The 24,829-nt window shown below is 63.8% G+C and carries 18 protein-coding genes; 13 read left to right on the top strand and 5 right to left on the bottom strand.

Annotation, left to right across the window (positions count from 1 at the left end; all coding sequences use genetic code 11):
- Positions 1 to 17 precede the first annotated feature (17 nt).
- From ASE91_RS19395 to ASE91_RS10435, 3 genes are read right to left on the bottom strand one after another with little or no spacing between them, the layout of a single operon-like run.
- The gene (locus ASE91_RS19395) at positions 18 to 344 is read right to left on the bottom strand and encodes a hypothetical protein (protein WP_156357784.1); all 327 of its coding nucleotides are present in this window, start codon (positions 342 to 344) and stop codon (positions 18 to 20) included.
- Positions 325 to 3,093 (bottom strand): glycosyl hydrolase 115 family protein, encoded by a 2,769-nt coding sequence (locus ASE91_RS10440; RefSeq protein WP_056625945.1) that lies wholly within the window; start codon positions 3,091 to 3,093, stop codon positions 325 to 327. The genes ASE91_RS19395 and ASE91_RS10440 overlap by 20 nt, the downstream gene beginning before the upstream one ends.
- Before the next feature lie 22 nt (positions 3,094 to 3,115).
- The gene (locus ASE91_RS10435; protein WP_235530420.1) at positions 3,116 to 6,109 is read right to left on the bottom strand and encodes a glycoside hydrolase family 2 protein; all 2,994 of its coding nucleotides are present in this window, start codon (positions 6,107 to 6,109) and stop codon (positions 3,116 to 3,118) included.
- A 222-nt stretch (positions 6,110 to 6,331) separates the two neighbouring features.
- Between ASE91_RS10435 and ASE91_RS19390 the strand changes: the two genes are divergently transcribed.
- The 3 genes from ASE91_RS19390 to ASE91_RS10425 are packed head-to-tail and all read left to right on the top strand — an operon-like array spanning position 6,332 to position 8,658.
- Positions 6,332 to 6,664 (top strand): hypothetical protein, encoded by a 333-nt coding sequence (locus ASE91_RS19390; protein WP_156357783.1) that lies wholly within the window; start codon positions 6,332 to 6,334, stop codon positions 6,662 to 6,664.
- Positions 6,665 to 6,721: 57 nt separating this feature from the next.
- Positions 6,722 to 7,345, top strand: a complete 624-nt coding sequence (locus ASE91_RS19385) for a hypothetical protein (RefSeq protein ID WP_156357782.1) — start codon at positions 6,722 to 6,724, stop codon at positions 7,343 to 7,345.
- A 14-nt stretch (positions 7,346 to 7,359) separates the two neighbouring features.
- Entirely contained in the window at positions 7,360 to 8,658 is a 1,299-nt protein-coding gene (locus ASE91_RS10425) for a TolC family protein (protein WP_235530419.1), read from the top strand.
- Here the strand turns inward: ASE91_RS10425 and ASE91_RS21045 are convergent.
- A complete protein-coding gene (locus ASE91_RS21045; RefSeq protein WP_443024535.1) occupies positions 8,636 to 8,977 on the bottom strand; it encodes a hypothetical protein in 342 nt (113 codons plus the stop codon). The genes ASE91_RS10425 and ASE91_RS21045 overlap by 23 nt on opposite strands.
- On the opposite strand from ASE91_RS21045, the gene ASE91_RS10420 reads away from it, so the two are divergent.
- The 10 genes from ASE91_RS10420 (at position 8,883) to ASE91_RS10375 (ending at position 20,817) form a co-directional block, all read left to right on the top strand.
- A complete protein-coding gene (locus ASE91_RS10420; protein ID WP_443024534.1) occupies positions 8,883 to 9,809 on the top strand; it encodes an efflux RND transporter periplasmic adaptor subunit in 927 nt (308 codons plus the stop codon). The genes ASE91_RS21045 and ASE91_RS10420 overlap by 95 nt on opposite strands.
- Positions 9,806 to 13,057 carry an efflux RND transporter permease subunit gene (locus tag ASE91_RS10415; RefSeq protein ID WP_056625874.1) on the top strand — a complete coding sequence of 1,084 codons (3,252 nt, stop codon included), beginning with the start codon at positions 9,806 to 9,808 and terminating at the stop codon, positions 13,055 to 13,057. The genes ASE91_RS10420 and ASE91_RS10415 overlap by 4 nt, the downstream gene beginning before the upstream one ends.
- A gap of 649 nt (positions 13,058 to 13,706) precedes the next feature.
- The gene (locus tag ASE91_RS10410) at positions 13,707 to 14,912 is read left to right on the top strand and encodes a DUF1624 domain-containing protein (protein WP_056625871.1); all 1,206 of its coding nucleotides are present in this window, start codon (positions 13,707 to 13,709) and stop codon (positions 14,910 to 14,912) included.
- Between the two features lie 152 nt (positions 14,913 to 15,064).
- The gene (locus ASE91_RS10405; RefSeq protein ID WP_056000356.1) at positions 15,065 to 15,808 is read left to right on the top strand and encodes a DUF4198 domain-containing protein; all 744 of its coding nucleotides are present in this window, start codon (positions 15,065 to 15,067) and stop codon (positions 15,806 to 15,808) included.
- A 21-nt stretch (positions 15,809 to 15,829) separates the two neighbouring features.
- Positions 15,830 to 16,198: a hypothetical protein gene (locus tag ASE91_RS10400; protein WP_056625868.1), complete on the top strand. Its 369-nt coding sequence runs from the start codon at positions 15,830 to 15,832 to the stop codon at positions 16,196 to 16,198.
- Positions 16,195 to 16,896: a HupE/UreJ family protein gene (locus ASE91_RS10395; protein WP_056625865.1), complete on the top strand. Its 702-nt coding sequence runs from the start codon at positions 16,195 to 16,197 to the stop codon at positions 16,894 to 16,896. Before ASE91_RS10400 ends, ASE91_RS10395 begins: the two co-directional genes overlap by 4 nt.
- Positions 16,893 to 17,501 carry a hypothetical protein gene (locus ASE91_RS10390; RefSeq protein ID WP_056625862.1) on the top strand — a complete coding sequence of 203 codons (609 nt, stop codon included), beginning with the start codon at positions 16,893 to 16,895 and terminating at the stop codon, positions 17,499 to 17,501. Before ASE91_RS10395 ends, ASE91_RS10390 begins: the two co-directional genes overlap by 4 nt.
- 351 nt (positions 17,502 to 17,852) lie before the next feature.
- Complete coding sequence (locus ASE91_RS10385; RefSeq protein WP_056625859.1) at positions 17,853 to 19,877, top strand: pilus assembly protein TadG-related protein; 2,025 nt, start codon at positions 17,853 to 17,855, stop codon at positions 19,875 to 19,877.
- Positions 19,874 to 20,395, top strand: coding sequence for a TadE family protein (locus tag ASE91_RS10380; RefSeq protein WP_056625856.1), 522 nt, complete (start codon positions 19,874 to 19,876; stop codon positions 20,393 to 20,395). Before ASE91_RS10385 ends, ASE91_RS10380 begins: the two co-directional genes overlap by 4 nt.
- Complete coding sequence (locus ASE91_RS10375; RefSeq protein WP_056000340.1) at positions 20,392 to 20,817, top strand: TadE/TadG family type IV pilus assembly protein; 426 nt, start codon at positions 20,392 to 20,394, stop codon at positions 20,815 to 20,817. The genes ASE91_RS10380 and ASE91_RS10375 overlap by 4 nt, the downstream gene beginning before the upstream one ends.
- 635 nt (positions 20,818 to 21,452) lie before the next feature.
- Here ASE91_RS10375 and ASE91_RS10370 read toward each other — a convergent pair.
- Positions 21,453 to 24,755 carry a TonB-dependent receptor gene (locus ASE91_RS10370; RefSeq protein WP_156357781.1) on the bottom strand — a complete coding sequence of 1,101 codons (3,303 nt, stop codon included), beginning with the start codon at positions 24,753 to 24,755 and terminating at the stop codon, positions 21,453 to 21,455.
- Positions 24,756 to 24,829: the final 74 nt, after the last annotated feature.

Raw genomic sequence — 24,829 nt, 5'->3', positions numbered from 1 at the left:
GTGACATCGCGCCCTCCTCACGCCTTGCCACGAACCGAAATCGCCGCCGTGACGATGATCCAACCGGATCGAAAACGCGCTACAGAATCCGCTTGGAAGTTCGCGGGAATGTGAATTTTCCGGGCGACGGGCCGGTGCCGCGAAATGCAGGTCCACGTTTTTCCAGACAGCGCCCAGCGGCAGACCGGTACCGTCGGCCCAGGACGCCGGCGCGCGCTGACATGGTTGCGGAAGCGTATGTCGGCGGAACCTGGCGAAAATCGAACAGCGGAAAACCATGTCCGAATGTCTGGAACGGGGTCGCCATAGACGTCCCGCAACTTGTTATCGAAGCGGCGCGCCATAGTTTGCAGGTGCCCCATCCAGGCGAACCTCGATCCGATCGACCAGCAGTCCCGGGGACGCGGCGAACAGTTCGACCGTGTGACGACCGGCGGCAAGTTGCGGGAAGGTCAGCGACCGGACCGCTGTGTTGCTCAGCATATTGCGTTTCCATTCGTCGCTTCGTCCGAACGTCGCATAGTCGAGCGTCTGAAGCGCGCCTCCGTCGACGCGTATCTTGACGCGCAGGTGTTGCTCGGCATTCAGGGGATGGGTTGGCAACAACACGATGCGTATCTCGGCATGACCCGTCGTGTCGGTATCGAACCGATAGGTAAGCGGCGTTGCCGCTGCATTCCCCGGCGGAAGGTTCAAACGGCTGCGCAGCATCGCGATGAACCCCGGTACGCTTTCCCAATCCGGGCTGGTCGCGCTGGCAGGCGGCAACGTGATGATATGATTGATGTTCGGCGCTACGCCCTTCGCAGGCGTTGCGATACGGATCGGCAGGTTCAGCGTCTTCCCGCCGCAGGTCACGTTCACGCCACCCGAGCCATTGCCATCATGCGGCAGCGCGATCCGGATGCGATAGCCGTTGGCCGCGTGCAACTTGCCGCGCGTGGCGGACGCCACAAAGCCAGGCGACGGCACGAGCGTCCAGTCGGCATCGGCCCCGCCCGAATAGAGCGTGAAACTGCGTGTCCCGGCCCTACCCTCCACATAGGCAAGATCGCTCCCCTCGATCCCGCACGCATCCTGTCGTGGCAGGGAAACGTGCGGGAAGGTCGGGGTCCGGAATACCGGCAGGTTACGCGGTGCCGCGTTCATCATTCCCCTCCATTTGCCGCCGATCAGCGCGTTGTACGCCCCGGTATCGTCGGCGATGCGTTGCTGCGCGGCGCGCGCCTGATCGGACAGTGCGTTCATGTCGGCACGCACGACATTGCCGGCGCGATTGATTGCCTCCGACGTGCTGCCCGGAACGATCGGCGCCCGCAGGGCCTTGGCATGTTCCTGCGCGAGGTCGAGTTTCAGGACGCGTTCGTTAAGGCTCGCCGCGCCGCGCACCGGATAGAGGACGAGCTGGAAGAACGCGTCGCGCCGATCGGCGGGCAACGCTGCGCCGACTGCTTCCGCTTCGGCGACCAGCGCCGCATAGCGGTCGAGCCGCCGTTCCGCTTCGTCCCCGCCGGTGCGCAGATAGTCGCTGGTGCGGACGGGGGTGACCGGTTCGACCTGACCGAACCCCATGAACTCGGGGCGTCGTTCGAAGGCGAGGTCGTAATAGGCGAGCATCACCGCGGTAACCCGATCGGCGACGTCCGCGCCGAACTGCCGGGCCGACCAGTCGCGCAAATGGGTGCGCGGCACCTGGGCAAAGATGCGATGGTCGAACGCAAGATCGAGGAAATACTGGGTCAGATACTCGCCCGGCTTGATGTCGCCGACATTCACGACCCACAGCTTGCGTGCGTGCGATTGCCACGCGCGGTCCATCTGTTCGCGGATCAGCGCCGGGTGGGTCGTCGCCAGCCAGAGATAATCGTGCGGCCGGCCCCAGTAGGAGAGGTGGTAATAGACCCCCGACCCGCCGCGACGCGCCTGTTCGGCCGGGGTCGGAAGCTGCGCGATATAGCCGTAATTATTGTCTGGCCAGACCAGCGTCACGTCGTCCGGGACTTTCAATCCGGCAGCGTAGGTGTCGAGGACTTCCTTGTAGAGCGTCAGCGCCTGCGGCACCTGCGCCGCCGGTCGTCCCTGCGCCTTGGCCAGCAGGTCGCGTTGGATGGCGATCGCCTGTGCCGTTGCGTCGCGTGCCTGTTCGGGGGTGTCGGCACCTTCCATCGCCGAGTCATGCTTGCCGCGCAGGCCGATCGAATAGATGTGCTCGCCATCCTTCACGGCCTCGACGCGTTCGCGCCAATATTCGACCATCGCCGGACGGTTGGTGAAGAAGTTGAAGGGACCGCGCGCCCGCTCATCCCATTCGCGGACATTGTTGCGCAGCATCGGTTCGGCATGCGACGTGCCGACGACGATGTCATAGGCATTCGCCGTCGCCGCGTTGCCCGGCTGCTGGTAAAAGGGCGTGGTGCTGTCATGCATCGCCGGCCAGATCAGATTGGCCTTCAGCCGCCACATCAGTTCGAAGATGCGGGCATAGGTCCTGGGGCCGATATCGCCGGCCTCGGGTTCGTAGGTTCTGGCCGCCCAGGGCTGGAGGCCCCAATCCTCGTCGTTCAGGAAGATGCCGCGATACTGGACCGATGGCGCTTCCGACAGCCGTCGCGCGCCATCGACCCGCAGCCGATCGACGCGACGCGGGGTTACGTCGGCCCACCATTCCCATGCCGATACGCCCAGTTCGCGCGTCAGGTCGATCACGCCCCAGACGGTGCCCCGGCGGTCCGATCCGGCGATCAGCAGATAGCGGCGCGACGGATCGCGCTTCGACCGGACCAGGATGCGCCCATAGCGCTCCCATGTCCCTTCGATCGTCGAAAGGTCGACGCCGGTGTCCGCCACGACCGCGCGGACCAGCGTCGAATCCAGCGTTCCGATCACCACGCACAGCCGGGCACAGCCGGACACATCGTCCGCGACCGTCGCCGCGTGGCCGGTCAATTGCTTCAGGTCGCGGGCCAGCAATTCGCCCGCCAGCCGGGCGGACGGGGAATTGTCATGGACGATCCCCGCCAGCTGTCGCCCGTCGAACAGTACCGCATCTTCGGCAGCGGCCACCGACGGCAGTGCCATCGCGCCCGCGAGCATGGTCAACCAGCGCCACATCGCGTCAGCGCGGCCCATGGAAATCGGCCTCGACGATCGCCAGACGCCACCCGGCGGGCACGGCGTCGGCACCGGTGTCACCGGCCTGCCGCGCGGTCGCCAGTTCGACGATCTTGCCGAACGCGTCGCGATCCTCGGTCGGCCCGACCTGCGTGATCCGCACTACCTGCCCGGTCGTGGCGGGGATGGGGATGGACGCATAACCCAGTTGCCGTTCGGTCGCGCCGCGCCACACCTCGCGTCCGTCGATGGTGATGGCCAGCGGATAGGCGCGCGATCGCCATCCGACCAGCTTCAATTCGATCTCGTTCAGCGTCACCGGCCGCGCGAAGCGATACTCGATCCATGCCTTGTCCCGGCTGCCATCGCCGACCCAGCGCGACAGTTCATTGTCGTCGAACGTCTTCGCCGCGTCGCCCGGGTTCGATCCGGCGGTGACGGCGACCGGCATTTGCGTCGACCGGGTCGGCTTCAGCGCGTCCCCCGCCGGGGTTGGCCCGCGCGTCAGCAGGCCCGGTTGCGCCGCCGCGGCAACGTCGCGCGACAGTCCGCCCGAAACCGGCTTCGCCGCGACGGTCGGGATGGTCAGCGTGGCGGGCTTCAATCCCGGCGCACTGGCCATCAGTCGGACGACGCCGCGCGTATGTCCGGCCCGCAGCAGCACGCGGTTCACCCCCGCTTCGACCGGCAGGCTGGGCGACAGGATGTAGTTATCCTCGCCGCGTGCGGTGCCGGCGGTCGGTGTGGTGCCCGGCACGACCTCTCCCTGCACGGCTTGCGCCGCGCGCGGCTTGCCCGAACTGTCGCCTTGCGCGATGCCGCCGCGCCATTCGGCCGGGCCGGTCAGCGTAAAGGCGACCTTGTCGTTCGCGGTGGGCACGCGGCGACCCTGTGCATCGACGACCTCGACGTCGACCAGCGCGATGTCGGCACCGTCCATCACGAACCCGCGCGGTCCGGTCCGCGACTTGAGCCGCAGCGCCACCGGCGCGCCGACCGTTTCGACGACATGCTCCGATCGCCGCCCGTCGCCGCCGGTCGCGACCGCGCGCAGCGTGCCGGGTTGCCACGCCACCGCCGGCCAGGTGAACAGGAAACCGCTCGACCGCACACCCTTGCCCAGTGATCGACCGTTCAGGAACAGCTCGACCGCGTCGCCGTTCGACACCACGCTGACCGGCTTGATCGTGCCGGGCGCATGGTTCCAATGGCCGATGATGTGCGTCGCGGGGGTCTCCGGATCGACCCAGCCGTTCCACATCACCTTATGCGCGAAATAGCCTTGCTTGGGCAGACGTACCGCATCGACCTCCCCTGATCGGCGATAGTTGTTATCGCCGCGATAATGGGTGTTGCTGTCCGACCAGATAATGTTGACCCCGCCCGAACTGACCCGCCGACCGGTACCCGGCCGGATGCGGTAGTAATCGTACCAACGACGGACATCCTCGATCGCGTGGCTGTCCTGATTGCGGTTATAGTCCGGCGCATCCTTGTGGAACGGGGCGGTATATTCGTCCTGATACAGCCGCGCCCCTTCGTCGCGGCTATATTCCATCGCCCACATCGGATGTCTGGCGCTCTTGTTCAGATACAGCATCTCTCCGCCATATTCGGCGACCTTGCTGTCGAGCATTTCGCGCGATCCGATCGCCCGGCCGCCATGCGGGTCGTGAGCGTCGCGAATGGCCTTCATCGCGGCCATGTGCGGCTCGCTGATGCTCTCGTTGCCGCTTTCGTAGAACAGGATCGAGGGATTGTTGCGATTGTAGATGATCGCGTCGCGCATCAATGCCGTGCGCTGCTCCCAGCGACGACCTTCGACATCATGCTCGGCGTCGCCCGCCGGCATCGCCTGCGGCAACCCGACGCGGTCGGCGCTTTCGATGTCCTGTTTCGACGGTGTGATGTGCATCCAGCGGACCAGATTGCCGCCGCTTTCCACCATCAGCGCGTTCGAAAAATCGCTGATCCACGGGGGGATCGATACCCCGACCGCCGGCCATTCGTTCGACGTCCGCTGCGCATAGCCATGAACCTGCATCACCCGCCCGTTCAGCCGGACCATGCCGTCGCCGAACCGGGTCGAACGGAACCCCGTCAGCGTATCAACCGCGTCGATCACCTTGCCCGCTTCGGTCAGACTGGTGGTGACGCGGTACAGATAGCCATAGCCCCAGCTCCAGAAGTTCAGGCCGGTGAGACGCCGGGCGGCGGTCAGCGTCCGGGTCTCGCCGGGGGCCAGCGTAGCGCGGCCGCCATCGACCCGCGCGACGATCCGCCCGGTCGCGTCGCGTATCTCGACCCGGTAGCCGAGTGTACGGGGGCGGCCGTCCTCGTTGCGGACCTGCGTCTCGGCGTGGATCGTCGCGGTGCGCGCCGCGATATCGAAGGCGTCGGCCCAGACATATTGCCCGGTCGTGCCGAGCGCGGAATAGAGTGGCAGCGTCTGATAGGTCCGGGGGGTCAGATGCAGCCGGACGTTCTTCGTGATGCCGCCATAGTTCACGTTGAAATTGCGGTCGTTCCATTGGAAGCCGCTGCCGGTCGCGCGTTCCTTGTACCGCCAGTCGCTGTCGACCCGCACGGCGATGACATTCTCACCGGCCTTGAGCGCTGCGGTGATGTCCGCGCCGAACGCCATCGCGCCATGTTCGGACAGGGCGACCGGCGTGCCGTTGACCCAGACTTCGGCCGCCTGTCGGACACCCTCGAACTCGAGGAACGCCTTGCCCGCCTCGGCACCGTCGGGAAGGGTGATCCGCTTGCGGTACCAGTTGATCCCGGCCGACAGGTCCTTGATGTCGCGGGCAAAGGCTTCGCGTTCGTTGAAGGCGTGGGGTAGCGTCGCGAGGTTCCAGCCGCGGTCATCAAACGCGGACGCCTGTGCGCCGGCGGGGTCGCCGGTAATCGTCCGCCAGTCCGCGTTCAGATTATACGTCGCACGGGACGATCGAACGACGCTGGAAGCATCATGCGTCCAGGCGGGGGTCGCCATTGCCATGACGGCAAGCGATACTACGAAGCCCGAACGCATAGTTTTTCCCACATAATGGAAGGCTTATCCATTAAGTGCGTAATGTCTGGCCAGATCAAGCCGGATACTGAAAATTGGTCAGACAAATATCGATTGCGAGCATTTTTCCGGCTTCCGTTCCGTCCTCCGCCTGGCTGACACGCGCGCGCCGGTGTGCGCCGGCGACCGACGAAGGTCCGGCGCTTGAAGGTCGCCGTCAATAACGACATCCTTACAGGAAGATGGCGCGAGAAGCGGAATGCCGAGCCGATCTGCAACCACCATACTGGTCGTGGCACCGGTCGCCCCGAATCAGGCCATGGCGGATCGGGATCGAGGGAGTCTGCGGTGGGGCGAGGCGGCACTCGCAACCGCGGCTTTCGAGGAACGGTTCGCTACGGCATTGAACATGGCCGCTCGGCGCGGAAGACCGCCGATGACCTGCCGGTGGAGTCGCATCCGTTGCTGACGCTGCGGCACCGCTCCCTGCCTTTGTACGCCATGATGTGTATGCAGTTCGACCGACAGTCGCCCTAACCGGATGGACATAGATTCAGATGCGCTGATCCATGTTTTGGTGAAGGCGGGCAGGCAATGGTTGCCGATCGTCGGGGTTCCGTTTCCGGTTACGGCCGCGCCGACATCGATCAGCGGCAGGCGATAGTCGCCGCTATCCCGGACGTCGAGATCGATCCGTCCACAGATATTCCAGCGTCATATGCAACCTTGCCGAATTTTGCACGGGTCGACACGGTTGCAGGACGACGACCACGAACGGGATTCGCCATGGCCGCGCCGATGTTACCCTTGCCTCGACGGCAACCGGACCATAGCATCGGATCGATGGCGTTGTTCCGGTCCTTTCCCGCGGTGCTAGGTGTCGTGCTGGCAATGTTCGCCATGCTCGGCATCGTCGCCGTGACCGGATGGCACAGCGGGTTCGTTCATGACCATGATCGCACCGAGCTGCGCGACGCTTCCGATCACCTCGACGGTGCAGTCTCGATCGATGAGGACGATCATGGATCATCCCACGAGGGTGAGCCCGACAATCCGGTCCATGTTCTCGCCCACGCGGCAAGCCACTGGATCGGCTTCGGCGATATTTCCGTCCCGACGGCAGGCAATATGACGATCTATCGTGCCTGGGTAACGTTGGTAGCGCCGCTCGTCATCGGCCTTGATCCGTCACAGTTGCTGAGACCCCCGCGTGGCTGATGCTTGCTGGCGCTTTGCGCCGCCTGCGTCTCTCCACGTCAAGGAATCTCATCATGATCGGCAGTTTCGGCCGGCAGCGCGTGATTGCGCTGGCCGGTACGCTTGCGGCGCTTTGTCCCGCAGGTGCGGCCTGTGCACAGACCGCGCCACCCTTTTCGCAGCTCTTGGCCCGGACACGCGACGTTCCGCGCGTGATGGCCCTTGAAGCCGACGTCGCCCGCACCCGTGGGCTCGCCGCGCAGGCGCGCGCCCGGCCAAACCCGTTTTTCAACGTCTATGCCGAAAACTTCGCCGGGGATCGTTCCGCGAATGCCAGCAACCAGCAGCAGACGACATTCCAGATCGATCAGGCCATCGAGCTTGGCGGCAAGCGTGCCGCCCGGATCGCGGCAGGCGACGCCGGGGTTGCCGCAGCACAGGCACGTAGCCTTGATGGCAGGCTCGCCTATGCCACCGAATTGGCCCGCGCCTATGCTGCCGTGGAGATCGCAGATCGCCGCATTGGTCTGGCGGAGGACGAGGTCGAAGAGGCGACGTCGGACCTGAAGGTAGCACGGGCACTGGTCGGAGCCGGCAAGGAAGCGCGCCTTCGTCAGGTGCAGGCCGAAACCGAGCTGAACACGCTTCAGGCGGAATTCGAGACGAGCCGGGCAATGAAGACCGCCGCGCTGGCACGACTGTCAGCATTGGCCGGAGCCTCGACGCCCTATGTCGGCATAGCGGAATCGCTGCTCGATCGTCTCGACGCCAGGCCCGCCACCGGCCCGATCGATCCGATGCAGGCAACCACGGTGCGTGTTGCGGCGGCCGAGCGCGAAGCGGCGGCGCGCGCGGTGACCGTACAGCAGCGACTTGCCATTCCAAACGTCACCGCCCAGCTGGGCGTCCGGCAGCTCCGGGTAGCCAGTGGGCCGGCGGTCGTCGCCGGGGTGACCGTTCCGCTGCCGTTCTTCGACCGAAATCGCGGGAACATCGCCGCGGCCAGTGCCGAACTGCAAGCGGCCGAAGCACGCGCGGCGGCCGCCCGTCTCGAAGCCGAAGGTGACACCCGTGCCGCCCTCGCGCTCGTTGCCGCAGCGGATAACCGGGCGATCGCCGCAAGGCGGACGATGGCGACGGCAGAGGAAGGCTATCGCCTTGCACGTATCGCATATGAAGCGGGCAAGAGCCCGCTGATCGAACTGCTCGTCGCCCGACACAATCTTGGGGTTGCACGCGGGGTCATTCTCGATGCCGCCACCGCCCGCTTCGACGCCCGCGCCGATCTTGCCCGTCTGCAGGGCCTCAGCATTACTGGAGAAACGGTCCAATGACCGAGAAGAATCGCCTGTTCACCGGCGTGGCGATCGGTGTGGTCGTTGCCGCTGCGCTCGGTTTCGGTGCCGCGCGCCTGACACAGCCCCCCGTGCCCGCGCCAGTCGCTACCGAGAGCGTAGAGGAAGCAAAACCGTCAAACGTCGTAACGATGACGCCCCAGGCGCTCGCAGCGTCGAGGATCGCTGTTGCGCCGGCGACTGCGGGCGCACTCGACGCTGCGATCCCTGCATCCGCCACGGTCGAGGCGGCACCGGATGCAGAAGCGCTGCTGACTTCCGGGGCACCGGGCACGATCAGTCGGATCATGGTGCGCATCGGCGATCCCGTGCGTGCCGGCCAGACGCTGGCAATGGTCGAAAGTCGGGACGCGTCCCAGATCGCTGCCGATCGCGCAGCCGCTTCGGCACGGGTCACGCTTGCGGCTCGCCAGCTTGAGCGCGAGCGCGGGCTGTTGGCGCAGGGTGTCACGCCGCGCGCCGATTATGAAAGGGCGCAAGCCAACCTTGCCGTCGCGCAGGCGGATGCACGTCGCGCCAGTGCCGCAGCCGGTGCCGCCCGCGTGGCGGGCGATGGCCGTTCGGTCGCCGTCGTCAGTCCGGTCTCCGGCCGTGTCACCAGCGCGGCTGCGAACCTCGGTCAGTTTGTAGCCGCCGAAACCGAACTGTTCCGCGTGGCCGACCCGCGCCGGCTTCAGATCACGGCCAACGTCCCCCCTGCCGATGCAAGCCGCATTCGCGAAGGTGATCGCGTACAGCTGACGACAAGTGATGGTCGCTCGATCGATGGCCGTGTTCGCGCGGCGACGGGCGTCGTCGATCCGCAGACCCGGGCCGCAACGGTGGTGGTTACGCCCAGTGGGGGTGGCAGCACGCTGGTGCCGGGACAGCTGGTGCAGGCCCGCATTCTCGCCAGCGGCGGAACGTCGGGCAACGGCGTGATGGTCCCGCAGGATGCGGTACAGACCCTCGGAACCGATACCGTCGTGTTCGTGCGTACCGCACAGGGTTTCCGCGCGCAGCCTGTACAGGTGGGCAGCCGATCGGGCGGCATGGCCGCGGTCACGAACGGCCTTTACGCAGGCACGCGGATCGCCACGACCAACGCCTTTCTGCTGAAGGCCGAGATCGAGAAGGAGTCGGCCGAATGATCGCCCGCATCCTTTCGCTGTCGGTTCGAATGCGATGGCTGGTCGCATTCCTGACCCTTGTCGTCATGGGCTTCGGCCTCTGGCAGATCACGAAGCTGCCGATTGATGCGGTTCCCGATGTCACGAACCGGCAGGTCCAGATCAGCACGTTCGCACCGACCCTGGGACCGGTCGACATCGAGAAACAGGTGACGTTTCCGGTGGAGACGGCGCTGGCCGGCATTCCCGGTCTCGAGATGACGCGATCGATTTCGCGCAACGGTTTCAGCCAGGTCACGGCCGTGTTCACGGATGCGACCGACATTTATTTCGCGCGCCAGCAGGTGACCGAACGCCTTGCGCAGTCGCGCGACAGCCTGCCGGCCGGCGTACAGCCGATCCTGGCGCCGCTCAGCACGGGCCTTGGCGAAATCTTCTTCTATTCGGTCGCCTTCCGGCACCCCGACGGGAAGGGGGTGAAGGCCGTAGACGGCAAGCCGGGTTGGCAGTCGGACGGGAGCTACCTCACGCCCGAGGGAGAACGACTGACCACCGAGCTTGCGAAGGCGGCCTATCTGCGCACGGTCCAGGACTGGATCATCCGACCGCAAATGCGTGCTGTGCGTGGCGTGGCGGGCGTCGATTCCAACGGCGGCTATGTGAAGCAGTATCTGATCGAGCCGAACCTGAACGCGCTCGCCAGCTACGGCTTGTCGGTCACGGAGCTGGCCGATGCGATGGAGCGGGCCAACCTGTCGGCCGGGTCCAACTATGTCCGCCGTGCGGGGGAGAGTTTCCTGGTCAGGGCCGATGCCCGGCTGAAATCGATCGGGGATATTCAGGAAGCGGTCGTCGCCACCCGCAACGGCGTACCCGTCCGCGTCAAGGATGTGGGCGAGGTCGTCATCGGCGGAGCGGTCCGCACCGGTTCGGGTAGTCGCATGGGATCGGAGGCGGTCATCTCGACCGTGTTGATGCTGGTCGGCGACAACAGCCGGATCGTCGCGACCGACGCCGCCGGCAAGCTGACCGAGATCAACAAGGCCCTGCCGTCGGACATCTTCGCCGAACCGGTCTACAACCGCTCCAAGCTGGTCGATGCGACGATCGCGACGGTCGAGAAGAATCTGACCGAGGGCGCGCTGCTCGTCATCGTCGTCCTGTTCCTGCTCCTCGGCAACATCCGCGCCGCCCTCATCACCGCAGCGGTCATTCCCATTACCATGCTGATGACGGCCGCGGGCATGAACGGTCTGGGCGTATCCGGGAACCTGATGAGTCTCGGCGCGCTCGACTTCGGCCTGATCGTCGACGGCGCGGTCATCATCGTCGAGAATGCCCTGCGCCGTCTTGCCGAACGTCAGGAACATGAAGGGCGCTTGCTCACCCGTGACGAACGGATGGAGGAAACCACGCTCGCCGCACAGGAAATGGTGCGTCCGACCGTCTATGGTCAGCTCATCATCTTCCTCGTCTTCGTGCCACTGCTCACCTTTCAGGGGGTCGAGGGGAAGACGTTCGCGCCGATGGCTGTCACGCTCATGCTCGCGCTCGCATCCGCGTTCATCCTGTCGCTGACCTTCATTCCGGCAATGATCGCCATCGTCGTCAAGGGGCGTGTCAGCGAAACGGAGGTGAAGCCGATCCGCTGGTTCAAGGAGCGCTACGCTCCGGTACTCAACCGGGCCGTTGCGCGGCCGATACCGTTCATTCTGGGCGGCGTCGCCGTGTTCGTCGCGGCGGTATTGAGCTTCGGTCTTCTCGGCGAGGAGTTCATGCCGCAACTCGACGAGAAGGACATCACGGTCACCAACTTTCGCGTACCGTCGGCCTCGATCGACCAGTCGACCCGGATGCAGCTTCAGATCGAGGATGCGCTGAAGACCATGCCCGAAGTCGCGCTGGTGTTCTCGAAGAACGGCAATGCCGACCTTGGCACCGATCCGATGCCACCCAACGCGTCCGACACCTACGTCATTCCCAAGCCGGAAAGCGAATGGCCCGCGGACGTGAAGAGCAAGGAGGATATTTTGCGTCGGATCGAGGAGCGGATGAAGCCGCTGATCGGTAATCGGACGGAAATCCAGCAGCCGATCCAGATGCGCTTCAACGAACTGATCGCGGGCGTTCGTTCGGACGTCGCGATCAAACTCTATGGCGATGACCTCGACGCGATGAGCGAACAGGCCAGACATATTGCATCTGCCGTTCGGACCATTCCCGGTGCAGCGGACGTAAGCGCCGAACAGACGTCCGGCGCACCAACCTTCGACGTCCAGATCGATCGTCAGGCGGCAGGCCGCTATGGTCTGTCGGTCGAGCAGGTGGCGAATACCGTGTCCGCAGCGCTGGGCGGCCGGCACGCCGGCTTGCTGTTCGAGGGGGACCGCCGCTTCGACGTAGTCGTCCGTCTGCCCGATGCGCAACGCGACGATGTCGAGGCGCTGGGTTCGATCCCGGTCATGCTACCCGCCGCAGATCAACAGGTCGCGCGTTCGATCCCGCTCAGTCAGGTTGCGCGGTTCAGCTACACCCAGGGATTGAACCAGATCAGCCGGGAAAACGGCAAACGTATGGTGGTCGTGCAGATCAACGTGCGTGGTCGCGATCTGGGCGGCTTCGTCGCGGAAGCGCAGGCGAAGATCGGGCGGATGCAACTTCCGACCGGCATGTACACGGCATGGGGCGGAACGTTCGAAAGCCTGCAGTCGGCACGGTTGCGCCTTCTGATCGTTGTGCCGATCTGCTTCGTCGCCATCTATGCCTTGCTGTTCATGGCCCTGGGCAGCTTCGCATCGGCAGGAATCGTCTTTTCGGCGGTACCCATGGCGCTGGCGGGTGGCGTCTTCGCACTCTTGCTGCGCGGTATTCCCTTCTCGATCACTGCGGCTGTCGGCTTCATCGCCCTGTCGGGCGTGGCCGTCCTGAACGGTCTCGTGATGATGAGCGCGATCCGCAAGTACCGTGACGAGGGCGCCACCGACGACCGTGCCATCATCGACGGCGCGATGGAACGGGTACGTCCGGTTCTGATGACGGCGTTGGTCGCCAGCCTCGGGTTCGTGCCGATGGCATTGGCGACCGGCACCGGGGCCGAGGTGCAACGGCCGCTTGCTACGGTGGTGATCGGAGGACTGATTACGTCGACGATACTGACGCTGCTGGTGCTGCCCGCAATCAGTGCGTTCGTCGATCGGTGGTCTCGCAACCCTCGTTCCTCACCGACCGCACCGCCAGTCGAACCGAACGGCTCGCCTGGAACGGCCTAGGGGAAGCTGTGCTTCGTTGCTGCCGAATCCGCGTAGTGCGGCAATACATTGCGACCGCAGCGACGAAGCGCGGCATTCTTACCGGCGTGTCAGAGCTTGGGTAAGATATTCTCCCGATCAGGACACTTAATTGGCTGGAATTATGAGACTTTACTTGCCGAAGGATTTGCTCGCGATCAGCGAAAATAATTCTGTCTGCCAAAGAACGATGAAAATTCTCATCGGATTTGGCCTTCAAGGCGATGCGTCATGCCAATGTAAGCGTCCGCAGCGAACGGAGGCGGGGTGCGTATCAATCCGTTCCACGAGTGACCTATGATGATGGCATCCGAACTCGGTGATGGGGACTGTTATTGATGACGATGCATCCGCGGCGCCTTCTCCTGTTCGGGGCTGCAAGTGTCTGGAACGGACTGCATCCAACGCCAACTAGGTAGAAAATTGCGGAGCCGTCGTAAGCCGCAATCTACAAGCGCATGAGATCGTATACATTCAAAAGCCTGATCGTTGCCGCGACAGATCATGTCGCAAAGCTTGTGCAATGCGGCACACACAGACGATCTTTCACATGAACGCGGGACATATCGCCAAACCAATGCCGTCATGATGCAGCAAGATCGGCACATGCCGTATAGTTGGGGAACAGCAGATGGCGTCGATCGCATCGATTGCTTCCGGATCAATCCAGCCTCGCACCGATAACGTCGCGAAACCAGCAGCGCGGACCCGGCTGCAGAACATCGATGCGTTGCGGGGACTGGTCATGGTCCTCATGCTTCTGGATCACATGCGAGAGACGTGGTTTGTATATCTTCCGGTAACAGATCCGGTCGACGCGCGAACGATCTTGCCAGCGGTAGGATTTGCCCGGTTCATCGTAAGTTTCTGCGCACCGATCTTTGTCGCGCTGACAGGACTGGGCGTCTACCTGTTCAGTGTGAATCATACGGTCAAGGAAACCACCGCTTATCTCCTGAAGCGTGGCTCGCTGCTCATCGCCTTCGAACTGCTCTACCTCGGGCCGCTATATTGGGGTATCGTGCCGCAACCGACGTTCTGGTTACAGGTCATATGGTGCATCGGCATCTGCATGATCCTGCTCAGCGTGCTGATGCGGTTGCCCCGACCGGCACTGATCGGTGTGGGTCTGGCGCTGGTCTGCTGCCACAACCTGCTCGACCCCATCCGCCTGCAACCGGATGACAGCCTGTTCCCGCTCTGGGCGATCCTGCATCAGCGGGACACGATTGCGCTGCCGTTCGGCTTTCTGGCGAAGACGACCTATCCGATCCTGCCCTGGATCGGTGTCATCTCACTGGGCTTCGGGATCGGACCATGGTTCCGGCCGGACGTGGCACCAGCGGTTCGGCAGCAGCGCCTGCTACGGCTCGGCTTTGGCATGATCGCCGCGTTCTTCGTGCTGCGCTTTCTCAATGTCTATGGCGATCACCCGTGGTTCGTCGTGGAAGGCGACCCGGGACGAACGGTTCTGAGTTTCATATCCATGACCAAGTACCCGGCGTCGCTTCTGTTTCTGTTGCCGACGCTGGGCGTTGGCGCAGTGGTGCTCGCCCTGTTCGAAAGGATCGACACTTCCCGTCTGACCGCTGCGCTTGCCGTCTTTGGCGGAGCGCCGATGTTCTTCTACCTCTTCCATCTGACCGTGCTGCGCATCTTCTACCATGGTGCGCTAGCTATTTGGGGACCGAACCACGGTGAGACCTATGGCTTCGACAATTACGGTGGCGTGGTAGTTTGGTACTTCGCGCTTCTGTTGCCGCTGTATCTGCCGACTGCCTGGTTTTCGCGACTGAAGCAGCGTCGTCGCGACATCAAATGGCTGAAGTATTTCTGATGTGTAGCATACATACTTACACATGACATGGCTTTCCGGAATGTCACGGATCACACTGCTCCGGCACATTATGCCGCGAGGCCGCAGAAAATGGTGATTCCATACGACACACTTCGATTACGACTAACCTGTCACAGCGAAGGGGCAACAACATGACCAGACTGAAGATGTTCTTGTACACCGCTGCCGTATCAACCGGTATGCTTGCACCCACGCTGGCCGGTGCGCACGGAATATGGTTCGCGCAGCGCGCCAAGCAGATCGCGATCATCTACGGCATCGGCGCAGACGATCTCGAAGCGGTGAAGCGCCAGCCCAACATGGAAAATGTGCAGGCATGGGATGCGGACCTGAACCCGATCGGCGCGCAGTTGCGCACCAACGGGGCACTGGTGGTGGTCGATACCGATGCCCCGCCGGCCTTGGTCAGCGCGGTGCTGCAGAACGGGACCTGGTCGAAGCTGCCCGACGGCGAGTTCGTCAAGAAGCCGAAGGACGAGGTACCCAATTCGGTAAAGAGCGAGACCACGATCAAGTACGCGACGACCATTCAGGGCGCGCTGACCAAGCCGGTGCCGCTGATCCCGTCACAGTTGCTCCAGATCGTGCCGGTCGGCGCACTGCCAGCCAAGCTCGGCACGCCGATGACCTATCGCGTGTATTTCAAGGGCAAGCCCGTGTCGGGCGTCAAGCTGATCAATGACATGGTCAACGACCCCGACGCGGCGGAGGTCGAGACCAAGGCCGATGGGACGGTGACCCTGCCGGTCCGCAACCAGGGGCTGAACGTGCTGCGCGCCGTCTATGTCTCGCCCACCGATCAGCCGACCAAGATCGACCATTACGAACATACGGCGACCCTGTCCTTCACGTTGCCGCACGCACCCGAGCAATAAGTCCTTTCCCGGAGATATCCTATGAAGTTCAAGACTCTGTCGATCGCCCTCGCGCTGATCGCCACCCCCGCTCTGGCCCATGGCGACGACAAGCCGCGGCATGGCGGACAGGTCGTCGAAGTCGGCGAGACCGTGTTCGAACTGGTCCGCGCGCCGGCCGGCGTATCGCTCTATGTCATGGAGGACGGTGACGAAGTCCCGGCCGCCGGCATGATGGGCAAGCTGTTCGTCACCACCGGTGCGCAGCGCAGCGAGATCGTGCTGACGCCGGCGGCCAAGAACCAGTTCGTCGCCAAGGGCGCGAAGATCGCCGCCGGATCGAAGGTCGGCGTCCTGCTGATCGATAGGAAGACCCAGGCGCGGCAGACCGCGACCTTTGCCGTCAAATGAGGGGGCTGCGTCGCGCGTGGCTGCTGTTTGGCGCGGCCGTGGCGCTCGGCCTGCACGGGGTCGCTGCGGCGCATGGTGTCGCCGAAGGGGACAAGGCGTTCATCCAGAACAATCCGGGCATCAACATCGTGCCCTATATGTATCTGGGTGCGAAACACATGGTGACCGGGTACGATCACCTGCTGTTCCTCTTCGGCGTCATCTTCTTCCTGTACCGGCTGAAGGATGTCGGTACCTATGTCACGCTGTTCGCGATCGGGCATAGTACGACGCTGCTGGCCGGGGTGTTCTTCAACATTCACGCCAATCCCTATCTGATCGACGCGATCATCGGGCTGTCGGTGGTCTACAAGGCGCTCGACAATCTGGGTGCCTTTCCGACGCTGATCGGGTTTCAGCCGAACCAGAAGGCGGCGGTGCTGATCTTCGGGTTTTTCCACGGCTTTGGCCTGGCGACCAAGTTGCAGGATTTGATCGCGTCGCGCGACGGGCTGATCCCCAACCTCGTCAGCTTCAATGTCGGGGTGGAAATGGGGCAGTTCATGGCGCTCGGCATCATCCTGATCCTGATGACGCTGTGGCGGCGCTCACCCAGCTTCACCCGCAGTGTCGTCGTTGCCAACGCTGCGCTGATGTGCGCGGGGATCGTTCTCACCGGCTATCAGGTCGCCGGTTTCATGACGGAGAAGGTCGCATGACGGTTGCCACCACCACCACGCCCTATCATGCCTCGCCCCGGACGCTGGGGCGGGCGTCGATCGCTGCGCTGGCGGCGGGGGCCGCGATCCTCGTGCTGTTCGTGCTGCCGGCCGAATATGCGATCGATCCGACCGGGGTCGGCAAGGCGCTCGGCTTGACCCGCATGGCGGCCGGCGAAGATGCGGTCGACGACGCGACGCGCTCGACCATGCCGGCGGCCGCCCCGGTCGCCGTTGCGGTTGCCGCGCAGACCCAGGCGAATATCGCCCGTGCCACGCCGTTCCGCAGCGATGAAAAGACGGTCACCCTCGCCCCCGGCAAGGGGATCGAGGTGAAGGCGCGGATGCAGGCCGGCGACAGCTTCAATTTCCGCTGGACATCGACAGGTCCGGTCCGCGCCGACATGCATGGTGAGCCGACTGGTGGGAAGGAGGACGAGTTCACCGACTACTGGAAACAGAAGGACATAACGTCTTCCCAGGGTAGCTTCACCGCCCCCTTCGCCGGGACACATGGCTGGTACTGGAAGAACCGGGAAGACAAGCCCGTCACCGTTACCGTTAAGCTCGACGGATTTTACGCCAGCGTGTTCGAACGAAATTAAACCCTGCCCGGGTCGGATCGAAGCGCCCCGTCGATCCGACCTGTTGTTTCGCGCAACGTGCCGACAGCCCTTTGGCGTGCACGCGTTGCGACGACATCCCCGGCTCGGGCACCGTCGAAGCCGAATGGCAGCTGCTCGTCAGCTGAACATTGCAATCAAGGAACAACGTGCATCGTATGGAGAGCGGTTCGCGTCAGATTGACGGAATTTTCCGATGATCTCCCGAGGTTCATGCTTTTTGACGGGCATCCCGCGTCGCTTCCTGACCCGGACTGTCAGGGTCGATGGACCACCAGCGGGGGCGGGGCATAATTAACGCCGTATAAAGTCTTTTCCCCCTAGAAATAATCGATGAATTTCCGGGATGGTCCGAGACGTCTGATAGCGGATTGCCGCGGCACCGTCGCGGTCATCGGAGCATTGTCGCTGCCTTGTCTTATCGGCATTGCGGCGTTTGCCGTCGACATCAACCGTGGACTGCAGCAGCGCGTCGTCAACCAACGCGTGGCGGATCTGGCGGCGCTTGCAGCGGCGCTGGCCTATAACGTTCAGAAACAGGAAGTTATCTTAGCGCCCACCGCGCGCGACCTCGCCCGGATCAATGGCCTGCCCGATGCGACGATCAGTGCGGACCTGCTGACCGACGTTCCCACGCGCGGCGAGAAGGCGGTACTGGTGACCGTCACGACCCAGGTACCGATCATGCTGGCGAGGGGAATTGGTCTTGGCGGCAGCTATACGGTGGCGGCATCGGCGACGGCGCGACTTCAAGCGCCGGAGAGTATCGCGCCGTGCATCCTCGGCCTGACGTCGAGCGGGGATGCCGTCTCGACATCGGGTGGAGCGACGATCGACGCCCCGGACTGCGCGATCGCCGGGGTTGGCGACGTCAATAACGGCGGTTCGCGCATCGGTGCGAAGAACATCGTCTCGGGCGCGGGATCGATCCGGAACAATTATGGCTCGATCGTTGCCGATGCGGTTCGGTACGCTGTCGATTTCGTCAATCCGTCGTGGAACGGCAACGTCCCCGCCGCAGACAAACGCACCAAGGCGGCCACTACGATCGCAGATCCGTTGCAGGACAATCCGGAGATTACCGCCGCACGCGCCCTGATCGGAACCTATGACCCGCCCGCCAACATCGCCGATCCATCGACACCCGCAGGGGAGGACTGGGTGTTCGGCAGCGACTTCAGTCCCAATGTCGCCCGCTTTCGCCGCGGGAACGGGAATTATATCGTGCCGGCTGGTAAATATACGATCGGCGCGTTGAAGATCACCGGCGATACGACCGTTACGTTCTCGAACCAGTCGACCATCACCGTAGCGCGGGGCGTCACGATCGGCGGCGGTACGAAGGTCGATTTCGGCAACAGCGACGTCAGCATCAATGGCGGGTTCGATGGCGCCGGCGTTACCTTCGGCAACGGCAACCTTTCGATCGGCAGCGGTACGCTGGGGTTTTCGGGAAGCAACCGCATCGGCGATGGCCGCGTTTCGATCGCTGGCGACCTGGCGTTGAAGGGCGGCACGACGCTGACCATCGGCAAGGGCGCGCACGCGTTCCGGTCGATTTCGGTCGGCGGCGGTAGCTGGATGTGGGCCGGCGCCGGAAACACCGACGTCGTTGCCGGCATCGATATCGGTGGTGATTCGACGTTGGCGTTGGGCGACGGCAACTATCGTATCGGGCGCGCCGCCAACGGCCGATCGATCGCGCTCGCAGGTAGCGCGATCATGATCATGGGCGACGGCGCGTTCAGCGCAGGTGGCAGCATCGCAAGCGAGGGGGGCAGCCGGCTCGTGTTCGGCAGGGCTGCCAACCACCTCATCAATGGCGAACTGAACGTAAGGGGGGCAGTGCTGTTCGGTGCGGGCCGCTACACGATTGCCGGTGATCTGGTGAACGGCACAGGCGGCACCAAATGGCCCTATACGTCCAGGGTGACGGGCCAAACATATGGCGCGCAGCTTGAAGGCGTTTCGACGGGCGATACCGACATGGCAGGGGTGAACGTGACCTTTGTCCTGTCGGGTACGCTCAATCTCAGCGGTGGCGCGCGCAGCAAGCTCCTGTCCTCGCCGAATGGCACGACGGCGGGCACGATCACCAGCTTGCTCGTCGACAGCGCGACGTCGACCGCGACCGCATGGGGCGGCGGGTCTGACAGCATCTTCAGCGGCGTGGTCCATCTGCCCAATTCCGATGTGACGATCAGCGGCGGCAACTCGACCCAGTCCGCCGGGCAATGTTTCATGTTGATTGCCAACCGGATCACCGCATCGGGCGGCAGCACGTCGGGATCGACCTGTGCCGGTCTGCCCGGCGGGGGTGGCAGCCCCGGCCGTAACAAAGTCGAACTGATACGGTGACGATCCTGCGACGAAATTCCATCCGACGCGATCGGCGTGGCGTAGCGACGATCGAATTCGCGCTGTTGACGTGCTTCCTGTTCGCCATCCTGCTCGCCGCACTCGATTTCGGTATGTTCTTCATTCAGCGCAGCAATCTGGGCGCGGGTGTCGCATCGGCCGCGGTGTACGGCTTCTCGAACGCGTCCACCGTTCCCTATGCAAGTCTTCCGGCGATGGTGTCGGCGGTCGCGGGCGCGCCTGTGGCGTCGGACCTGAGGGTCACCATCGACTGTAATGGCGGCAGCGCACCGTGCGTGAACCAGTCGCGGCAATGTGCCTGCCTGACGGATGCCGGTGGTTTTCGCGCCACGGCGACGTGCGGCGAAGCGTGCACGGGCAGCGCGACGGGTGCGGTATCCACGTCCGGCTACTACCTGAAGGTGAAGGCCACCTATCAATACCGGCCGACCGTCATGCCCGCCGATCTTTTCGGCGACACGACGCTCGAACAATCGGCCGTAGTTCGGCTGCAATGACCGTTCGTAACCGAACCATCACGTTCGCTGCTGACGGGCGTGCCGCCACCGCCATCGAGTTCGCACTGCTCGCCCCGGTTTTCCTCAGCATGATGTTCGGCATCATCGAAGGGTCGCGCTTTCTGTGGATCCGGCAATCGCTGACCGAAGTCGCGTTCAGCACGGCGCGCTGCACGTCGGTCAGCACCGATTGCGACACACCGACACACCGCGCCGCCTTCGCCACCGCTCGCGCGCAAAGCTACGGGCAGGCGTTGACCGCCGCCGATATAGACGTGACATCCAATACGGTCTGCAACGCCGCACCGGGGATGGTGAAGGTGATGTTGTCGACGCGGTTCGATTCACCGGCAGCCGGCCTGCTGCCGTCCATGCCGACCGAGGTCCATGGGATAGGCTGTTATCCCGTCCTGAAATCCTGAACGGGCACACCCAGGTCGATGCTCGACATCGTACCGGCGCGCTGGCTGGCCGTGCGCAAAGTTCGCCCCGGATTCAGTTGCCGGTCCTGTGAGACGATCGTCCAACGGCCGATCTGCCGCGTGGGGCGAGCGGTTCGCGTTGGACTGACGGCACCGCCATCTGTTCCGACCTTGCGCACGGGGTGAGGGGGGACATCCCGGCATCGGCGCAGGGCCGCGACACGTTGCGCATTGGGTATTGGGCGGGGGTGATCGCGTCGCCTGCCGGCCGCATTGGCACCGACACCCCGACGAAGCCGTCGCCGATGACGCCGAACGTCTTTCGCCAAACCTCTGATGGTACGCCTCGCCCGTGATGCGTGCGCCGTGTCCTTGATGCCGTCCGCGCGGGAGGCAAGAACGCCGCTCCTCGGGCGGAGCCGAGGCAAACGGCATCGCGCCGGCGACAGAAGATTTTCACTGCCAGTGCCGGGCAACGTGGTGACCTATGCCGATGCTGCTGCTGCACCCGAAAATGGTCCACGCAGACGGGACCGCACATCCGTCCTGGGCACCGCGACTGCGCGCATCATCGACCCAAAAAAAAAGGGGCCGCGACACAGGTCGCGACCCCATTCTCAGGAGAGAAAGATGGATCAGAGCGTCAGGCGAACACTCACCTGGAACTGACGATCGCTCTTGAAGTACGAACGCGGTGCTTCTTGACCTTCGTCGTTCAGTACGAACGTGGTCCGCGTGGTCGCATCGAGCAGGTTCTGGACCTGGACGCCGATCTTGAACTGCGGATTGACCGTGTAGAACAGCGATGCGTCCATCTGCCCGGTCGCCAGCGCATAGACCGGCAGGAACGGGAAGCAGCAGTCGCGGTTGGTCAGCAGATACTTCGACCGCCAGCTATACGCGACACGAGCATAGACACCGGCCAGATCGTAGAAGGCCGAGACGTTGAAGTTGTACTTCGACAGCTGCGACAGCGGCAGGTTGTCGTACAGCCCCGCGACGTCGAGCGGCGGACGGTTGCCGTCCTCGGGCCGGTTGTCCGGCACCGCGTTCGGGATCTTGCCTGCATCGATAAAGGTGAAAGTAGCCTGCGACCCCAGTCCGCGCAGCGCGCCGGGCAGGAAGTCGTAGGTCTGCTGATACGACAGCTCCGCACCCTTGATGTCGGCATTGCCGGGCACGTTGACCGGGCCGTTGATCGTCGCAGCAAAGGTCTGACCGTTGTTCGTGAAGCTGCGGCTATACCCGAAATTGTCGAGAACGATGTTCGACAACTGCTTGTAGAACACCGCCGCGGTCAGCGAGCCCACCTTGGCGAAATACCATTCGGCGGTCAGATCGACCTGCTTGGCGTCGATCGGCTTCAGGAACGGATTCCGCGAATTGGCGCTGAAGCCGTAGATGCCGGTCGTGTTCGCCGACGACGGGTTGAGCCCGACGAAGTTGCGCAGGTCGGTAAAGCCCGGCCGCGAGATCGCCTTCGATGCCGCGAGGCGGAACAAGAGCTGCGAATTGGGCTGGAACTTGATGTTCAGGCTTGGCAGCCACTTGTCAAAGGACTGGGTGGCGACGTCGGAGGCGTTGCCGCTGTTCGAGAAGGCAACGATCGCCGCCTGCTGGGCCGCGGACACCGTACAGATCGGGCGAACCTGGTTGTTGGTGTTCGGGCTGGCGCAGAACGCGGCTACGGTCGGGAAACCGCCCAGCGTATTGGCAATGTTCGGGAAGGTGGTGCCACCGAACGACTGGTCCTCGGTGTGGACGAAGCGCACGCCGATGTTACCCGACACATTGCCCTCGCCGCCGCCAATGTTGTCGACGCCGAAGTCGAGACGGGCATAGCCCGAATAGGTTTTCTCGGTGATGCGATAGACCTCGCTCGGCCGGAAGAAGCCGTCGATCAGGTCGGTGCCGCGATCCTCCAGCGGAGTATAGCCGCCGCCGCCCTGGCGGGTGGCGGTGCGCAGCAGCGCGGTGAGTGCGTCGTGGTTGGTCAGGACGCCGTCCTGAATACCCCACACCACCGGCGGCTGGACCGCTTCACCGCGATAGAAGTCGGCGAAATTGACCGGCGTCATGCTGTCGCGATAGCGATCGACGGTGGCAAGGCCCGAGGTCCAGGTGTCCGACACCGCGCCCCAGTTGTTGTAGTCGTTCGCCTTCACCGTCTGGTCGCGGGTGGTGTAGCGGCCACCGACGCGAACCTTGCGCAGGAACGAGTCATCCGACACATCATATTGCGCATCGGCGCGGAACGCCCATTCGTCACCGTCGCTGTGCGTGCGGTTGTTCATCGCGTCGCGGATGAAGGTGTTGGTCTGGCTGGCGAAATACGGGCCGATCGCCTGGTTGCCCGGCGGGACCAGCGTGATCTGCGGCACGTTGCCGCGGCCGTCGATGCTGACGCCGCTAAAGGTCGCCAGTTCGACCACGTCGTCCGAATCGCGCGCCTTCGAATAGACATACTGCCCGTCGAAGTTCAGGTGCAGGCGGTCGGTCGGGTCCCACTTGACGTTCAGCGACTGGTCCTGCGTGAACCCGTCGGTCTGGAAATAGCGGTTGCCGAGCGTCGTGTACTGACCGCCGAACTGCTTGATCAGCGTCCCGCTGGTGAACAGGCCGTCGTCGTTATAGGTCGGCTGACTGAAGGTCTGTCCGGCGACCGGCGCGAACGAGTTATAGCCCTGCGGGAAGATCTGGTTCGCGTCGCCGTAATAGACGTTGGGTTCGACGGTGCGGTCGAGCCAGCTCTGCGACGATTCGGCGCGCAGGAACTGTGCGGTGACCAACAGGCTGCGCGAAGCGTTCTCATACTGCGCAGCGCCTGAATAGCCGACGCGCTTGCGGTCGAATTCCTGCATGCGCATGCCCGCGCCCAGCGGCACGTACACGGAGTCGCGACCCGCCGGCACCGGATAGCGGTCCCACAGCGTCGACTGATACGGCGTACCCGGGTTCAGGATGCGGCCTTCCGTACCGTTCTGTACACCGTTGCCGTCGGTATCGTCGTTGAAGCGCGGCAGGAACGACGAATAGAATACCGAGTCCGACCGGCTGCGCTGGCGATTGTAGCTGCCGCTGGCCATGATGCCGAACCGGCCGCCGCTCGGGATGTCCCACTGCTTCGAGAACAGACCAACCACCGCCGGCTCGCTGCGACCGTTATAGTCGCCATAGTTGACGCTACCCGACAGGTAGATCAGCGTTTCCTTGGTATCGAACGGCTTGCGGGTGTTGATGTTGACCGAGCCCGAGATGCCGCCTTCGATCATGTCGGCGGTCAGGTTCTTGTACACCTCGACCGACCCGACCAGCTCGGTCGGCACGTCGTTGAAGCCGATCTCGCGACCGCCGCTGACGCCGAAGCTGTCGCGGCCGTTGAACTCGCCACGAACATAGGAAAGGCCGCGGATGGTAACGCCCGACCCTTCGACGGAGAAGTGTGCGGTGTCGGTCGCCGCGGCGAAGCGGGTGATCGCGACGCCCGGTACGCGCTGCAGCGCTTCGTTGACCGACCGGTCGGGGAGCGCGCCGATATCCTCGGCGGTGATCGCATCGACAACGGTGTCAGCATTGCGCTTGATCGACTGCGCGTTCGCCAGCGACTGGCGCAGGCCGGTGACAACGATGTCATCGCCGGCCGATTCGTCGCTTGCCGGCGTCTGAACGTCCGCTACCGTGACGTTCGACTGCTCGGGAGCGGCCTGATTTTCGATCGACATGCTGCCCGAAACCGGACGCTTGCCAGCGCCTGCGCCCGCCGGAACCGAATTGTCGGTCTGCGGCGTATCCGTCTGCGGCGTGGACTGGTCGTCGCGTGATGCCGGCGCAACCGTCGTCTGCGCCATCGCGCCCGTCGCTGCCAGCTGCACCGCGACCGTCAGCGCCAGCAACGACGCCGTCGTGCCCAGCCGCTTGCGCGTATTCAAACCATTCATGGCGAATTGCTTCCCCATCACGCTTCCTCTCCCCGGACGTCCCATTGGCGGGACTCAACCTTATACGCTCGATG

Origin of the sequence: Sphingomonas sp. Leaf62, assembly GCF_001421915.1 — a bacterium.
Taxonomy (GTDB): domain Bacteria; phylum Pseudomonadota; class Alphaproteobacteria; order Sphingomonadales; family Sphingomonadaceae; genus Sphingomonas.
The sequence above is the reverse complement of the archived record's forward strand: the minus strand, read 5'-3'. Positions and strand labels throughout refer to the sequence as shown.

Coding starts and splice junctions, on each gene's coding strand:
- ASE91_RS19395 (WP_156357784.1), bottom strand. CDS start 344: ATGGCGCGCCGCTTCGATAACAAGTTGCGGGACGTCTATGGCGACCCC.
- ASE91_RS10440 (WP_056625945.1), bottom strand. CDS start 3,093: ATGCTCGCGGGCGCGATGGCACTGCCGTCGGTGGCCGCTGCCGAAGAT.
- ASE91_RS10435 (WP_235530420.1), bottom strand. CDS start 6,109: ATGGCGACCCCCGCCTGGACGCATGATGCTTCCAGCGTCGTTCGATCG.
- ASE91_RS19385 (WP_156357782.1), top strand. CDS start 6,722: ATGGTTGCCGATCGTCGGGGTTCCGTTTCCGGTTACGGCCGCGCCGAC.
- ASE91_RS21045 (WP_443024535.1), bottom strand. CDS start 8,977: ATGCGCACCATGATCCGACTGATCGTGCCCGGTGCCCCGGAAGTCAGC.
- ASE91_RS10415 (WP_056625874.1), top strand. CDS start 9,806: ATGATCGCCCGCATCCTTTCGCTGTCGGTTCGAATGCGATGGCTGGTC.
- ASE91_RS10410 (WP_056625871.1), top strand. CDS start 13,707: ATGGCGTCGATCGCATCGATTGCTTCCGGATCAATCCAGCCTCGCACC.
- ASE91_RS10405 (WP_056000356.1), top strand. CDS start 15,065: ATGACCAGACTGAAGATGTTCTTGTACACCGCTGCCGTATCAACCGGT.
- ASE91_RS10400 (WP_056625868.1), top strand. CDS start 15,830: ATGAAGTTCAAGACTCTGTCGATCGCCCTCGCGCTGATCGCCACCCCC.
- ASE91_RS10395 (WP_056625865.1), top strand. CDS start 16,195: ATGAGGGGGCTGCGTCGCGCGTGGCTGCTGTTTGGCGCGGCCGTGGCG.
- ASE91_RS10390 (WP_056625862.1), top strand. CDS start 16,893: ATGACGGTTGCCACCACCACCACGCCCTATCATGCCTCGCCCCGGACG.
- ASE91_RS10385 (WP_056625859.1), top strand. CDS start 17,853: ATGAATTTCCGGGATGGTCCGAGACGTCTGATAGCGGATTGCCGCGGC.
- ASE91_RS10375 (WP_056000340.1), top strand. CDS start 20,392: ATGACCGTTCGTAACCGAACCATCACGTTCGCTGCTGACGGGCGTGCC.
- ASE91_RS10370 (WP_156357781.1), bottom strand. CDS start 24,755: ATGAATGGTTTGAATACGCGCAAGCGGCTGGGCACGACGGCGTCGTTG.